We start from the raw sequence: 15,388 nt of genomic DNA, 5'->3' as shown, positions 1-15,388 counted from the left end.
TGCTTGATTCAGTTGTTAAAGAGCGGTTGGTTAAGATCTTTCGTCTCAACCGAGGCGCGCATTCTACAGCGTCCTCTGTATCTGTCAAGCGGTTATTTTCAGAAGTTTTCAAAGTTTCCTTTGTAACTTCAACCACTTGCGCTTCCGATCTCTCGTTAGCGGGAGGCGAATTCTACAGCGTTACTCGCTGCTGTCAACACCTCTTTTTCTCCGCGAGCCCAAGGGGCTCGGCCTTCTTCCCTTCTACTTACAAGCTAGGGAACGCAAATTGCGACGCTTCATGGCTCGCCCGCTGCGGCCAGCGCTGGGTAATGGCCTTGCGACGGGTATAGAAGCGCACGCCATCCGGGCCATACGCATGCAGGTCACCGAACAGTGAACGCTTCCAGCCACCAAAGCTGTGGTAAGCCACCGGCACCGGCAACGGCACGTTGACGCCGACCATGCCGACTTCGATCTCATCGCAGAACAACCGCGCCGCTTCGCCATCACGGGTAAAGATGCAGGTGCCGTTGCCATACTCGTGATCGTTGATCAGCTGCATCGCCTCTTCAAGACTGTTGACCCGGACGACACACAGCACCGGCCCAAAGATCTCTTCTTTATAGATGCGCATTTGCGGGGTGACGTTATCGAACAGGCAACCACCCAGGAAGAACCCTTCCTCATGCCCGGCCACGCTCAGACCACGACCATCCACCACCAAGGTTGCACCCGATGCAACGCCGTCTTCTACATAGCCACTGACTTTGTCTCGAGCCTGACCGGTGACCAATGGCCCCATGTCCAAGCCACAAGTGGTACCTGCGCCAATTTTCAATGCCTTGATCTGCGGCGTCAGTTTGGCCACCAACGCATCGGCCACTTGATCACCGACACACACGGCCACAGAGATCGCCATGCAACGCTCACCGCAAGAACCGTAAGCCGCGCCCATCAGTGCGCTGACGGCGTTATCCAGGTCTGCATCCGGCATCAGCACCGCGTGGTTCTTCGCGCCGCCCAGTGCCTGAACGCGTTTGCCGCGCTTGGTGCCTTCGGCGTAGATGTATTCGGCAATCGGCGTCGAACCGACAAAGCTCAACGCTTTGACTTCCGGCGCTTCGATCAGCGCATCTACGGCAGCCTTGTCACCATGCACAACGCTCAACACGCCTTTCGGCAGACCGGCTTCCAGCAACAACTGAGCGATCAACAGCGTCGAACTTGGATCACGCTCGGAGGGTTTGAGGATGAAGCAGTTACCGCAGACGATCGCCAGTGGATACATCCACAGCGGCACCATCGCCGGAAAGTTGAACGGAGTAATACCGGCAACTACGCCCAACGGCTGGAAGTCTGACCAGGCATCAATGTTCGGGCCAACGTTACGGCTGTATTCACCCTTGAGAATTTCCGGCGCCGCGCACGCGAACTCGACGTTCTCGATACCGCGCTTCAGTTCACCGGCAGCATCTTCCAGGGTCTTGCCGTGCTCTTCGCTGATCAGTTGGGCGATACGTGCTTCGTTCTGTTCAAGCAGTTGCTTGAAGCGGAACATCACCTGCGCACGTTTGGCCGGCGGAGTATTGCGCCAGGCCGGGAATGCAGCCTTGGCCGAGTCGATGGCTTTCTGGATGGTTTCGCGGCTGGCCAATGGCAGCTTGTGGATCGCCTGGCCGGTAGACGGGTTGAACACGTCGGCGGTGCGACCGTCTTCGGTCACCAGTTCGCCGTTGATCAAATGCGGGATAAGGCTCATGCAGGGCTCCTGAAAAGTTGTCCGCAGGCGCCCGTCAAAGAGCGCCTCTATATAGAAGGGAAAAATCAGTCGATTTTGTTCAGCACTTCGCCGACCGCGTCGAACAGACGATCAAGGTCTTGCGGCTTGCTGTTGAAGGTTGGGCCGAACTGCAGGGTGTCTCCGCCGAAGCGCACGTAGAACCCGGCTTTCCACAAGGCCATGCCCGCTTCGAACGGACGCACAATGGCGTCCCCGTCACGAGGCGCGATCTGAATCGCACCGGCCAGACCGTAGTTACGAATGTCGATGATGTTTTTCGAGCCCTTCAGGCCGTGCAGCGCATTTTCGAAATGCGGTGCGACCTCGGCCACGCTCTGCACCAGGTTTTCCTTTTGCAGCAGGTCGAGGGCGGCCAGGCCTGCAGCGCAAGCGACCGGGTGCGCGGAGTAGGTGTAACCGTGCGGGAATTCCACGGCGTACTCGGGCGTCGCCTGGTTCATGAAGGTCTGGTAGATCTCGGAGCTGGCAATCACCGCGCCCATCGGGATCGCGCCGTTGGTGACTTGCTTGGCGATGCACATCAGGTCAGGGGTCACGCCGAAGCTGTCAGCGCCGAACATCGAGCCGGTACGGCCGAAACCGGTAATCACTTCGTCGAACACCAGCAGGATGTTGTGCTGATCGCAGATTTCGCGCAGACGCTTGAGGTAGCCCTCAGGCGGAACCAGCACGCCAGCGGAACCGGCCATTGGCTCGACGAATACGGCGGCGATGTTCGACGCGTCATGCAGTTCGATCAACTTGAGCAGCTCATCGGCCAGCGCGATACCGCCCTCTTTCGGCATACCGCGCGAGTAAGCATTGCTCGCCAGCAAGGTGTGCGGCAGGTGATCCACGTCCATCATCGCCTGACCGAACATTTTGCGGTTGCCGTTGACGCCGCCGAGGCTGGTGCCGGCGATGTTCACGCCGTGGTAACCACGGGCACGGCCGATCATTTTGGTTTTGGTTGCCTGGCCTTTCAGGCGCCAGTAAGCGCGAACCATCTTCACCGCGGTATCCGCACACTCGGAACCCGAATCAGTGAAGAACACGTGATTCAGATTTCCCGGCGTCAGGTCAGTGATTTTCTCGGCCAGCTGGAACGACAACGGATGACCGTACTGGAAGCCCGGCGAGTAATCGAGGGTGCCCAATTGCTTGGCTACCGCTTCCTGGATTTCCTTGCGGGTGTGCCCGGCGCCACAGGTCCACAGACCGGACAGCGAATCGTAGACCTTGCGGCCCTTGTCGTCCGTCAGCCAACTGCCTTCAGCCGCCACGATCAGTCGCGGATCGCGCTGGAAATTCCGGTTGGCGGTGTAGGGCATCCAGTGAGCATCGAGCTTGAGCTGGCTGGCCAGGGAAGTCGGGGCGTTTTCAGGCAAGTTCATGGGCAAAACCTCGCAAGGCAATAAGCGGCGTGGAGATGAAAAGCGTTCTTGCAGCTAAATTGCCACGGGGATAAAGTCTGTGAAATCCAACTTTTCTAATGTTCAGTCAGACCGCCACTAAACTTTGAGTAATTAGAGCATGAGCACTCGTCGCCCCGATCCGCTGGCACAAGTCAGCGACTTTGATATCCGCCTGCTACGGATTTTTCGCAGCGTGGTGGAATGCGGCGGTTTCTCTGCGGCGGAATCGGTGCTCGGGATTGGCCGCTCGGCGATCAGTCAGCAAATGAGCGACCTGGAACAGCGCCTCGGCCTGCGTCTGTGCCAGCGCGGTCGCGCCGGGTTTTCCCTGACCGAAGAAGGCCGCGAGGTGTATCAATCGGCATTGCAGCTATTGAGTGCGCTGGAAAGTTTCCGCACCGAGGTCAACGGTCTGCATCAACACTTGCGCGGCGAGTTGACCATTGGCCTGACCGACAACCTCGTCACCCTGCCCCACATGCGTATCACTCATGCGCTGGCGCAATTGAAGGAGCGCGGACCGGACGTGCAGATTCAGATCCGCATGATCGCGCCGAATGAAGTCGAGCAAGGCGTGCTCGACGGTCGTTTGCATGTCGGCGTGGTGCCGCAGGCGAGTGCGCTGTCGGGGTTGGAATATCAACCGCTCTACAGCGAACGTTCGCTGCTGTATTGCGCGGTCGGGCATCCCTTGTTCTACGTCGACGACAAACAACTGGACGACGAGCGCCTCAACAGTCAGGACGCCATCGCCCCGACCTTCCGTTTGCCAGCCGAAATCCAGGCGCATTACCAGGCACTCAATTGCACCGCCAGTGCATCGGACCGCGAAGGCATGGCGTTTCTGATCCTGACCGGGCGCTACATCGGTTACCTGCCGGATCACTACGCGAGCCTCTGGGTTCAACAGGGTCGTTTGCGCGCACTGAAACCCAACGCACGCTTCTATGACCTGAGCCTCGCATCGGTTACACGCAAGGGACGTCGCCCGCATTTGGTACTGGAAAGTTTTTTGGAGAGCCTGGCCGCCACACGATAAAAAGTCGCGGCGCTTTTATTGCATCAGGACTTGTCGGATCCCCATGGGTGCGCTATCAACGCATTGGTTGCACCCACCCACCTGTTTGGAAGTGCCTATGACCTTTGAAGTCCCCGCTCACGGCGGCAAACCTGCCAGCCGCATTCGTCAGAAGAACGAAGAGACCATCATCAAAGCCGCCGAAGACGAGTTCGCCCGTCACGGATTCAAAGGCACCAGCATGAACACCATCGCCCTGAATGCCGGGTTGCCCAAGGCGAACCTGCATTACTACTTCACCAACAAGCTCGGGTTGTATGTGGCGGTGTTGAGCAACATCCTGCAGTTGTGGGACAGCACCTTCAACACCCTCACCGCCGAGGATGATCCGGCCGAAGCGCTGACGCGGTACATTCGCGCCAAAATGGAATTCTCCCGCCGCCAGCCGCAAGCCTCGCGAATCTTCGCCATGGAAGTGATCAGCGGCGGTGAGTGCCTGACCGAATATTTCAACCAGGACTACCGCGCCTGGTTCCAGGGCCGGGCGGCGGTGTTTCAAGCGTGGATCGACGCTGGCAAAATGGACCCGGTCGACCCGGTCAATCTGATCTTTCTGTTGTGGGGCAGCACCCAGCATTACGCGGACTTTGCCACGCAGATTTGCCGGGTCAGCGGCCGCACCAAATTGACCAAGCAAGACATGGAAGACGCCGGCGACAACCTGATCCGCATCATTCTCAAAGGCTGCGGCCTGACTCCAACCATTTAAGACTCTTATGCCATTTACCCTCAGCGGCTTTTGCGAATACCGCGAAGAAATTCGCAAAAGCCGCTTTATCACTTTGGCCGCACCGATCAGCAGCCCTGATGAAGCCCAGGCATTCATCGAGCAGCACAGCGACCTGAACGCCACGCACAATTGTTGGGCGTGGAAACTCGGTGCCCAATACCGCAGCACCGATGACGGGGAGCCTGGGGGCACCGCCGGGCGACCGATTCTGGCGGCGATCGACGCACAGGATTGCGACCAGGTCGCGGTGTTGGTGATCCGTTGGTATGGCGGCATTCAACTCGGCACCGGCGGCCTCGCCCGAGCGTATGGCGGCGGTGCGAACAAGTGCCTGCAAGCGGCACCGAAAGTCGAGCTGATCAGCCGTGTGCCACTGAGTTGCGCCTGTGGGTTTGGCGAACTGACGCTGCTGAAGCTGCGAGTGGCCGAACTGGGCGGACTGATTGTAGAAGAAACATTTACCGCCAATGGCGTGGAGCTGAAACTGGCGATGGGCGAAGCGCAGATCGACACCCTGCAAACGCAGCTCGCTGATTTGAGTCGTGGACGCATTCTGTTGCAGCGCTGAGCGCACCAACAACGCTCAACGCCCTTCCATCGATCCCATGTATTTGCCCACATCTACTGTGCACCCGGCTGTGGATAACCTGAGCACATACCGCTGTAACCCTTCTGTCATGCGGCTTTGCGGGCATTGCTCATTTTTCGTCCAATTCGCCATTAAACGAACTAAATCCACGTAAAAACAATCAGTTAGCATGGTTTAGCACCTTTAGAAGAAAGCCGGTCATTGCTTATGCCCGAGCTTTACGCTTGCGCACAAATACTGTGGAGCAATCTGTGGATAACCCGTTCATGGCTGGCGCGGCCCCATATCCGGCATGGCTTTCATTCAATTGCTCGTTTTTTAACCAAACCCGCATGCGCAAAACCGGAGCTTGAACAACGGCTTCGCCCTCATGTGGTGCCTGGTTAGAGATCGCAAGATGGCGAAGCAGCGCCCCCGACGCCTCGGCCGACACGTTTTTTCATTTTTCCTGACTCAATGGCCAGGAAATTGCTTTATCCACAGGCACAACGTCCATCGATCCGAGCCTGTCATGCCCAACCCCGTGCCGATCCCCGACCAAACGCCGCGCCTGCAACTGCGCAAAATCAGCAAACGCTACCCGGGTTGCCTGGCCAACGACGCCATCGACCTGAGTATTGCGCCTGGCGAAATCCACGCGCTGCTCGGCGAAAACGGCGCAGGCAAAAGTACGCTGATGAAAATTATCTACGGCGTCACCCGTGCCGATTCCGGCGAGATGATCTGGCAAGGCCAGCGCGTGACCATGCGCAACCCGGCTCAGGCTCGCGATTTAGGGATCGGCATGGTGTTCCAGCACTTCTCGTTGTTCGAAACCCTCAGCGTGGCGCAGAACATTGCGCTGGCGATGGGCGCGGCGGCCGGCACACCGAAACAACTTGAGCCAAAAATCCGTGAAGTGTCCCGGCGCTACGGCATGGCACTGGAACCGGAGCGACTTGTCCACAGCCTGTCGATTGGCGAACGGCAGCGGGTGGAAATCATTCGGTGCCTGATGCAGGACATCCGCCTGCTGATTCTCGATGAACCGACCTCGGTGCTGACCCCGCAAGAGGCCGACGAATTGTTCGTCACCCTGCGCCGGCTCGCAGCCGGGGGCTGCAGCATTCTGTTTATCAGCCACAAGCTCGGTGAAGTGCGGGCGTTGTGCCACAGCGCGACGGTGCTGCGCGGCGGTCGTGTGGCGGGGCATTGCGTGCCGGCGGAGTGCTCGGATCAGCAGCTGGCAAAGTTGATGGTCGGGGAAGCGGCCGAACTGATCACTGATTACCCGAAGGTTGTGGGCGGTGATGCTTTTTTGAACGTAAGCGGATTGTCGTGGCACAACCCGGATCCGTTTGGTTGCTCGCTGAAGAACATCGACCTGCAAGTGCGCAGCGGCGAAATCGTCGGCATCGCCGGGGTGGCAGGCAATGGCCAGGATGAATTGCTGGCGCTGCTCAGCGGCGAACAACGCCTGCACCGCAACGACGGTGAAACCCTGCGTTTTGGCGGGCAAGCGGTGGCTCATTTGCCGCCAGACGCTCGCCGCACGCTCGGCCTGGCATTCGTCCCCGCCGAACGTTTGGGTCACGGCGCGGTGCCGGAGTTGAGCCTGGCCGACAACGCCCTGCTCACTGCCTTTCAACAGGGCCTGGTGCGCAACGGGTTGATCCAGCGGACCAAGGTCAATGCGCTGGCCGAGGAAATCATCCGCCGCTTTGGCGTCAAGACGCCCGATGCGCAAACGCCGGCCCGCAGTCTGTCCGGTGGCAACTTGCAGAAATTCATCCTCGGTCGGGAAATGCTTCAGCAACCGAAACTGCTGGTGGCCGCGCACCCGACCTGGGGCGTGGACGTCGGCGCCGCCGCGACCATTCACCGCGCGCTGATTGCCTTGCGCGATGCCGGCGCGGCGATCCTGGTGATCTCCGAAGACCTCGACGAACTGTTCCAGATCAGCGACCGGCTCGGCGCCTTGTGCAGCGGACGCTTGTCGCCACTCAAGGCAACTGTCGACACCCGCCTGATCGACGTCGGCGCCTGGATGGCCGGCCAGTTCGACGCCTCTCAATCACTTGCACACGCACCGGTTTAACGGAGTTTCACATGCTGCTTTCTCTCGAACCCCGTGGCCAGCAATCGCGCCTGATGCTGTGGTGCTCGCCGTTACTGGCGGCGGTCCTGACTTTAGGCTGTGGCTCGCTGCTGTTTATCGCGCTGGGTCATGACCCTTTACTGACGTTGCACACGCTGCTGATCGCACCGGTCAGCGACGTGTATGGTGTCTCCGAATTGTTGGTCAAGGCGCTGCCGATTCTGCTCTGCGCCTTGGGTCTGGCCGTGGCTTATCAGGCGCGGATCTGGAACATCGGCGCCGAAGGTCAATTGCTGCTCGGCGCGCTGGCCGGCAGTGCGTTGGCGGTCAACCTTATTGGCCTGCAAAGCCGCTGGGCGTTGGTGTTTGTGCTGCTCGTCGGCACGCTGGCCGGCGCGGCCTGGGCCGGGCTGACGGCGTGGTTGCGCACGCGCTTCAATGCCAATGAAATCCTGACCAGCATCATGCTCAATTACATCGCCCTGAACCTGTTGCTGTTCTGCGTGCACGGGCCACTGAAGGATCCGGCCGGGTTCAACTTTCCGGAGTCGGCGATGTTTGGCGATGCCAGCCGATTGCCGCTGTTGATGGAGGACGGGCGGGTTCACGCGGGGGTCTATTTTGCCTTGCTCGCGTTGGTGACGGTGTGGGTGTTATTGCAGAAAAGCTTTGTCGGGTTCCAGATCAAAGTGCTCGGGCTGGACAAGCGTGCGGCGGGTTTTGTCGGGTTTCGCGAGAAGCGCCTGATCTGGCTGGCGCTGTTGATCAGCGGTGGATTGGCGGGGCTGGCCGGCGTGTGTGAAGTCACCGGGCCGATTGGCCAACTGGTGCCGCAAGTCTCGCCGGGTTACGGCTATGCCGCGATCACCGTGGCGTTTCTCGGGCGACTCAACCCCATCGGGATTCTGTTTTCCAGCCTGTTGATGGCACTGCTGTACATCGGTGGCGAGAGCGCGCAGATGAGCATGAATCTGCCGCAAGCGATCACCCAATTGTTCCAGGGCATGATGCTGTTTTTCCTGTTGGCCAGTGACGTGCTGATTCTCTATCGACCGCGTCTGAATCTGCGCTGGGCGCGCCGTTCGCCCGCCACCGCCATTCATGCAGGAGCGCTGTGATGGATATCGATCTGCTGAGCAATATTTTCTACGCCATGGTGCGCTGCGGCACGCCGTTGCTGTTGGTGGCGCTGGGTGAACTGATCTGTGAGAAGAGCGGCGTCCTCAACCTCGGCCAAGAAGGCATGATGCTGTTTGGCGCGGTGATCGGTTTTATCGTCGCGTTGAACAGCGGCAACCTGTGGCTTGGCGTGTTGCTGGCGATGCTCGCCGGGATGTTGCTGTCGTCACTGTTTGCGTTGGTGGCGCTGGTGTTCAACGCCAATCAGGTGGCCACCGGGTTGGCGCTGACGATCTTCGGGGTGGGCCTGTCGACGTTTGTCGGCGCGACGTGGGTCGGTAAACCGCTGGCAGGTTTTGAACCGGTAGCGATCCCCTGGTTGAGCGAGATCCCGCTGATCGGGCGGATGCTGTTTGCGCAGGATCTGCTGGTGTACCTGTCGTTCGCGTTGTTTGCGCTGGTGGCGGGGGTGATTGTGAAAAGTCGTGTCGGGCTGATCATTCAGGCCGTCGGCGAAAACCCCGATGCGGCCAGTGCGATGGGCTTGCCAGTGCTGGGCGTGCGCACGCTGGCGGTGCTGTTCGGTGGTGCGATGGCGGGATTGGCCGGGGCGTACCTGTCGCTGGCCTACACGCCGATGTGGGCGGAAAACATGAGCGCCGGTCGCGGCTGGATTGCCCTGGCGCTGGTGGTGTTTGCCAGTTGGCGGGTGTGGCGGTTGCTTCTGGGGGCGTACCTGTTCGGGCTCGCCAGCATCCTGCACCTGGTGGCGCAGGGGTTGGGGCTGGCGATTCCGTCGAGTCTGCTGGCGATGCTGCCGTATGTCGCGACGATTGTGGTGCTGGTGCTGTTGTCGCGGGACGCCGTGCGCACACGGTTGTATGCGCCGGTGTCGTTGGGGCAGCCGTGGCAGGGCGGGCATTAGGGTTGACCGGCCCGGCCTCATCCCGAGCAGGCTCGGTCCCACATTAGACCGCACTCCCCTGTAGGAGCGAGCCTGCTCGCGATGAGGCCCGAACAGGCAACACCTGAGCAACGCCCCACGCCAATTCAAAGACTAGGAAAAGCACCAACAGCGAACTGGCGCCATGGAGCAAGGCATAGAGCTGCCAAGCCGAAAACAGAAATCTGCCGGCTGCGTCATACCGTCCATAAACCTGCTGCGGATCCCGAATCCGCAGCACCGACCACACACAGACAATCGATCCCAACAGGTTCGCCATCAGCATGTGCATCGGCTCAAACGCCGGCAGTTCACCGGGCAAATCCAAGGCCTGGCTGACACTCGTCAGTACCCCATGCAACGCCACAAAACTCCATGGCGTGGCAAACGCGGCCGTCACGATCAAGTCATACCAGGCGCTGCCGCGCACCAAACGTCGATATTGCGCTGAAGTCCACATCTGTCTTGCTCCAAAAAATCAGGGAGCAACAAGGCTAAAGCCTGGAGTATGCTCCAGGGTCAAGCCCTCTCGAGACCTCAGAATGCGCATCGGTGAACTAGCCCGGGCCAGCGCCGTCAGCCGCGACACGCTGCGCTTCTACGAGCAGCGCGGATTGATCGCGGCCCAACGCAGCGCCAACGGGTACCGCGAATATCCAGATGACATGGTGCAACTGGTGCTCTACATCAAGACCGCTCAACGGCTGGGCTTTACCCTCGGCGAGATCGGCAACAGCGTCGCCGCGTTGTGGAAGTCGCCCGATCCGGACAGCGCCGTCACGCAATTGCTGCAAGACAAACTCAAACTGATCGAAACCCGCATGGACGAACTCGGCGCATTGCGCAGCGAGTTGCAACAACGGCTCGGGCAGCGTTGTCCATTGAATCCGTGATCCTCACTTACCAAGGAAGCCACTCATGTCTACGGCAAAAACCGCACTCATCATCGGCGCCTCCCGGGGCTTGGGCCTCGGGCTGGTGAAAACCCTGCTGGCCGACGGCTGGCAAGTCACCGCCACCGTGCGCAATCCGCAGAACGCCGACGCCTTGCAGGCACTGGGCAAGGTGCGGATCGAAAAACTCGACATGGATGATCAGCAGGCCGTCATTGCCTTGAGTCAGCAGCTCAAGGGCGAAGTGTTTGATCTGCTGTTCGTGAATGCCGGGGTCAAAGGACCTGACGTGCAGACACCGGGCGGCGCAACGCTGGCGGAAGTCGGTCAGTTGTTCTTCACCAATGCGGTGGCGCCGATCAACCTGGCACAGCGTTTTGTCGGGCAGATTCGCCCGGACAGCGGGGTGCTGGCGTTCATGAGTTCGGTGCTCGGCAGCGTGACCATGCCGGACGCGCCGGAACTGGCGTTGTACAAGGCGAGCAAGGCGGCATTGAACTCGATGACCAACAGTTTTGTGACGCAATTGGGCGATCAGAAACTGACCGTGTTGTCGCTGCATCCGGGCTGGGTGAAGACCGACATGGGCGGTGAAGGTGCCGACCTGGATGTGGAAACCAGCACGCGTGGTTTGGTGGATCAGGTGAATGCTTACACCGGCAAGGGCGGGCATCACTTCGTCAATTACAAGGGCGAAACCATTCCCTGGTAAGAGCTATGTCCTGTAGGAGCCGGCTTACTGGCTCCTACAGGTTATTGACCGTCCTGTCGGGTTGGGCTTGCCCGCAACCCGATTTTGTTTGAAACTCCGCACCTCGTCCCTCGCGGCGACCCTGGATCAGCAGACAGGGTAATCACTGAGCTGGCTAACCTGAACCCAACTTTCAGAGGAGCCGGCCAACATGCCTGCGACCCGTACCTGGTTAAAAACCCCCCTCGCGATCTTCACTGCCAATGGCCTCGATGCCCGTGGCGGCCTGGTGCTGCAAGACGGCTTGATCGTCGAAGTCCTCGCTGCCGGCCAGCAACCGTCCGCGCCCTGTGGACACGTGTTCGATGCTCGTGAACATGTGATCCTGCCGGGGCTGATCAACACGCATCACCACTTCTATCAAACCCTGACCCGCGCCTGGGCGCCGGTGGTCAATCAGCCGTTGTTCCCGTGGCTGAAAACCCTGTACCCGGTCTGGGCACGCCTCACCCCTGAAAAGCTCGCCCTTGCCACAAAAGTCGCGCTGGCCGAGCTCCTGCTGTCCGGCTGCACCACCGCCGCCGATCACCATTATCTGTTCCCGAAAGGCCTGGAAAATGCGATCGACGTACAAGTCGAAAGCGTCCGCGACCTGGGCATGCGCGCCATGCTGACCCGTGGTTCCATGAGCCTCGGCGAAAAGGACGGCGGCCTGCCGCCGCAGCAGACCGTGCAGGAAGGCGAAGTGATCCTCGAGGACAGTCAGCGTCTGATCGCCGAGTACCACGAGCGTGGCGATGGCGCGCAAATCCAGATCGCCCTCGCGCCGTGCTCACCGTTTTCGGTGACCCCGCAAATCATGTCCGCCAGCGCTGAACTGGCGAACAGTCTCGACGTACGCTTGCACACACACCTGGCGGAGACCCTCGACGAAGAAGACTTCTGCCTGCAACGCTTTGGCCTGCGCACCGTCGATTATCTGGACAGCGTCGGCTGGCTCGGCCCGCGCACCTGGCTGGCCCACGGCATCCACTTCAACCCGGATGAAATCGCCCGCCTCGGCGCGGCCGGGACCGGCATTTGCCATTGCCCGAGCTCGAACATGCGCCTCGCGTCCGGCATCTGCCCGACCCTGGAGCTGACCGCCGCCGGCGCGTTGCTGGGCTTGGGCGTGGATGGCTCGGCGTCCAACGATGCGTCAAACATGATGCTCGAAACCCGCCAGGCGCTTTACATCCAGCGACTGCGTTATGGCGCCGAGAAGATCACCCCGGAATTGGTGTTGGGGTGGGCGACCAAGGGCTCGGCGAGTTTGCTCGGGCGTACCGACATCGGTGAACTGGCGGTGGGCAAGCAGGCGGATCTGGCGTTGTTCAAGCTGGATGAGCTGCGTTTTTCCGGTAGCCATGATCCGGTTTCAGCGTTGTTGTTGTGTGGTGCGGATCGGGCGGATCGGGTCATGGTGGGGGGCAAGTGGCGAGTGATTGATGGTCAGGTTGAAGGGTTGGATATCAAAGGCCTGATCGCCGATCACAGCCAGGCGGCCCGACAGTTGATCAGCGGCGTCTGATCAGACGCAATCGCGGGCAAGCCCGCTCCCCCAGGTTCTTCGTTGACCTTGTGGGGGCTTGCCTGCGATGCAGTTAAAGGCCCAGCAGCGACAACATGATGAACGTCGCAAACAACACAAAATGGGTCATGCCTTCGATGGCATTGGTTTCGCCATCGTTGAGATTGATCGCGCTGACGATCAAGGTGAGGAAAATCATCACCGTCTGCACCGGCGTCATCGCCATCTGAAACGGCTGGCCGGTGTAGAGCGCCATCGCTTCCATCACCGGCACCGTGAGGATCACCGTCGACAACGATGCCCCCATGGCGATGTTGACCACCGATTGCATGCGGTTGGCCAACGCGGCGCGCAACGCGGTCAGAATCTCTGGGGCAGCGGAAATCCCTGCCACCAGAATCGCCGTGATCACCGGCGGTGCCCCCGTCCCTTCCAGCCCCAGGGCGAGGGTTTTCGACATCACCTCGGCCAAGGCGCCGATCACCACCACGCCAAACACCAACGTGCCGATACTCAAGGCAAGATTGACCGGTTCCGGCTCTTCCTCCGAGACTTTCCTGCGGCGTTTTTCCGGGTAGCTGTAGCTGAAAAAATAGCTGTGCGGCCCGACCTGCATGCGCAGGAACAGGGTGTAGAGCACGACCATCGCGCCAATGGTGAACGCCGAATACACCTTCCAGTTCGCCTCGGGAATGAACTCCGGAACCACCATGGAAACGCCCATGGCGGTGAGGATCATCACGCTGTAGCTGCGCGCCGAGTCATCGTTGTAAGACTGCTCGCCGTGCTTGATTCCACCCATCAACGCGGCGAGGCCAAGGATGCCATTGATGTCGAGCATCACCGCCGAATAGATCGTGTCGCGCACCAGCGTCGGTGATGCTTCGTTGCTCATCATGATCGCCAGGATCACCACTTCGACCAGCACCGCTGCCAGGGTCAGGATCATCGTGCCGTAAGGGTCGCCGACCTTTTCCGCCAGCAGTTCGGCGTGATGGGCGACGCGCATGGACGCGGCGACGATGAACGCGATCAAGGCCAGGCCGGCGGTCAACGCAATGGGCTGGCCGCTGTGCAGCATCCATGGCTCCAGCGGATAGGCGATGAACGCGGCGATCAGGGCCAGCAGCAGAAATTTTTCTTGCTTGAGGAGTGTGAGCATTGCGGGCCTTTTACCGAGTGGAGCGAAATCAGTGCGATGAGCTACTGACTGCGGGGCGGCGCTAACGTTTCGTTACACCTTAGCGCACCACGGGCAAGCAGGAAGATTCAGCGGCGCACCGCCGTGCGTCATCGCCAGCAAACGGGTTCCTGCAAAAGCCGATCACCGCGTCCCTGTAGGAGCCGGCTTGCCGGCGATGGCGCCCTCCCAATCCCCACAAAACCTCAAACCTCACATTTTGTTGTCCTGTTGGTCAGCAATTTGCATTACCCCCTCCAACCTCAAAACAAAATGGAGTGGGAATTCATGCATAAACGTCCGTTTAAGCTGCTGTGCGCCGTCGCCGCAACCCTCGGTCTGAGCGTCAGCCTGACCGCCAGCGCCGCCGACCCGCTGAAAGTCGGCTTCGTCTACATTGGCCCGATTGGCGACCACGGCTGGACCTATCAGCATGAACAGGGGCGCAAGGCGCTGGCGGAAAAACTCGGCCCACAGATCACCACCCACTACGTGGAAAACGTTGCCGAAGGTGCCGACGCCGAACGGGTGATCCGCAACATGGCCAAGGACAACTACGACCTGATTTTCACCACGTCCTTCGGCTATATGAACCCGACCCTGAAAGTCGCGAAGCAGTTTCCCAAAGTGACCTTTGAACACGCCACCGGCTACAAACAGGACAAGAACCTTGGCACCTACCTTGCGCGCACCTATGAAGGTCGCTACGTCGGTGGCTTCCTCGCAGCAAAAATGACCAAGACCAAAAAGATCGGTTATGTCGCCTCGTTCCCGATCCCGGAAGTGATCCGCGACATCAACGCCATTCAACTGGCCCTGAACAAATACAACCCCGGCACTGAGATCAAAGTGGTGTGGGTCAATTCCTGGTTCGATCCGGGCAAGGAAGCCGACGCCGCCAACGCACTGATCGATCAAGGCGTGGACGTGGTGTTCCAGCACACCGACAGCCCGGCGCCGATTCAGGCTGCCGAACGTCGCGGCGTGTATGCCGTGGGCTACGCTTCGGACATGGCACACTTCGGGCCGAAAGCGGTGTTGACCTCGATCGTCAACGATTGGGCACCGCACTATATTCAGGCGACCCAAAGCGTAATCGACCATGCGTGGAAATCGCAGGACTACTGGGGCGGTTTGAAGGAAGGCACGGTTGAACTGCCGATCAGCGATCTGGTACCGGCGCCGGTGAAAGCCGAGGCCGAACAGATCATCGCGGACATCAAGAGCGGTGCGCTGCATCCGTTTACCGGGCCGATCAAGGATCAGGCCGGCGTCGAGAAAATTGCGGCGGGCGCGACGGCGAGCAACGCGGAACTGGCCTCGATGAATTACTACGTTGAA

14 protein-coding genes are annotated in these 15,388 nt (G+C 59.9%); 10 read left to right on the top strand and 4 right to left on the bottom strand.

Going from position 1 to position 15,388, the window contains the following annotated elements; all coding sequences use genetic code 11:
* Window positions 1-247: 247 nt before the first annotated feature.
* A complete protein-coding gene (locus tag Q7W83_RS03480) occupies window positions 248-1,741 on the bottom strand; it encodes a CoA-acylating methylmalonate-semialdehyde dehydrogenase (RefSeq protein WP_150634098.1) in 1,494 nt (497 codons plus the stop codon).
* Window positions 1,742-1,806: 65 nt separating this feature from the next.
* Entirely contained in the window at window positions 1,807-3,156 is a 1,350-nt protein-coding gene (aptA, locus tag Q7W83_RS03475) for an omega-aminotransferase AptA (protein ID WP_150634099.1), read from the bottom strand.
* Between the two features lie 139 nt (window positions 3,157-3,295).
* On the opposite strand from aptA, the gene Q7W83_RS03470 reads away from it, so the two are divergent.
* From Q7W83_RS03470 to Q7W83_RS03445, 6 genes are all read left to right on the top strand, one after another.
* Window positions 3,296-4,216 carry a LysR family transcriptional regulator gene (locus Q7W83_RS03470; RefSeq protein ID WP_150634100.1) on the top strand — a complete coding sequence of 307 codons (921 nt, stop codon included), beginning with the start codon at window positions 3,296-3,298 and terminating at the stop codon, window positions 4,214-4,216.
* Between the two features lie 97 nt (window positions 4,217-4,313).
* Window positions 4,314-4,964, top strand: coding sequence for a TetR/AcrR family transcriptional regulator (locus Q7W83_RS03465; RefSeq protein ID WP_458377957.1), 651 nt, complete (start codon window positions 4,314-4,316; stop codon window positions 4,962-4,964).
* Between the two features lie 7 nt (window positions 4,965-4,971).
* Window positions 4,972-5,553: an IMPACT family protein gene (locus Q7W83_RS03460; protein WP_150654584.1), complete on the top strand. Its 582-nt coding sequence runs from the start codon at window positions 4,972-4,974 to the stop codon at window positions 5,551-5,553.
* Window positions 5,554-6,085: 532 nt separating this feature from the next.
* A complete protein-coding gene (locus Q7W83_RS03455) occupies window positions 6,086-7,651 on the top strand; it encodes an ABC transporter ATP-binding protein (protein WP_150654583.1) in 1,566 nt (521 codons plus the stop codon).
* Window positions 7,652-7,662: 11 nt separating this feature from the next.
* Window positions 7,663-8,769, top strand: coding sequence for an ABC transporter permease (locus Q7W83_RS03450; protein ID WP_150640036.1), 1,107 nt, complete (start codon window positions 7,663-7,665; stop codon window positions 8,767-8,769).
* Window positions 8,769-9,695: an ABC transporter permease gene (locus Q7W83_RS03445; protein WP_473655675.1), complete on the top strand. Its 927-nt coding sequence runs from the start codon at window positions 8,769-8,771 to the stop codon at window positions 9,693-9,695. The genes Q7W83_RS03450 and Q7W83_RS03445 overlap by 1 nt, the downstream gene beginning before the upstream one ends.
* A gap of 43 nt (window positions 9,696-9,738) precedes the next feature.
* Here the strand turns inward: Q7W83_RS03445 and Q7W83_RS03440 are convergent, their stop codons facing one another.
* Window positions 9,739-10,173 (bottom strand): hypothetical protein, encoded by a 435-nt coding sequence (locus Q7W83_RS03440; protein ID WP_473655674.1) that lies wholly within the window; start codon window positions 10,171-10,173, stop codon window positions 9,739-9,741.
* An 82-nt stretch (window positions 10,174-10,255) separates the two neighbouring features.
* On the opposite strand from Q7W83_RS03440, the gene Q7W83_RS03435 reads away from it, so the two are divergent.
* From Q7W83_RS03435 to Q7W83_RS03425, 3 genes are all read left to right on the top strand, one after another.
* Window positions 10,256-10,606, top strand: a complete 351-nt coding sequence (locus Q7W83_RS03435; protein WP_150634107.1) for a MerR family transcriptional regulator — start codon at window positions 10,256-10,258, stop codon at window positions 10,604-10,606.
* Between the two features lie 25 nt (window positions 10,607-10,631).
* Window positions 10,632-11,318, top strand: a complete 687-nt coding sequence (locus tag Q7W83_RS03430; protein ID WP_150640039.1) for an SDR family oxidoreductase — start codon at window positions 10,632-10,634, stop codon at window positions 11,316-11,318.
* A gap of 190 nt (window positions 11,319-11,508) precedes the next feature.
* A complete protein-coding gene (locus Q7W83_RS03425) occupies window positions 11,509-12,867 on the top strand; it encodes an 8-oxoguanine deaminase (protein ID WP_473655673.1) in 1,359 nt (452 codons plus the stop codon).
* A 73-nt stretch (window positions 12,868-12,940) separates the two neighbouring features.
* Here the strand turns inward: Q7W83_RS03425 and Q7W83_RS03420 are convergent, their stop codons facing one another.
* On the bottom strand, window positions 12,941-14,029 hold the full coding sequence (locus Q7W83_RS03420) for a calcium:cation antiporter (protein ID WP_473655672.1): 1,089 nt from the start codon (window positions 14,027-14,029) through the stop codon (window positions 12,941-12,943).
* Window positions 14,030-14,335: 306 nt separating this feature from the next.
* Here Q7W83_RS03420 and Q7W83_RS03415 point away from each other — a divergent pair.
* Window positions 14,336-15,388, top strand: a 1,053-nt coding sequence (locus Q7W83_RS03415) for a BMP family ABC transporter substrate-binding protein (RefSeq protein ID WP_473655671.1), incomplete at its 3' end; no start/stop codon positions are given.

This window comes from Pseudomonas sp. 300 (assembly GCF_055803035.1).
This window is presented reverse-complemented; position numbering and strand designations above follow the sequence as displayed.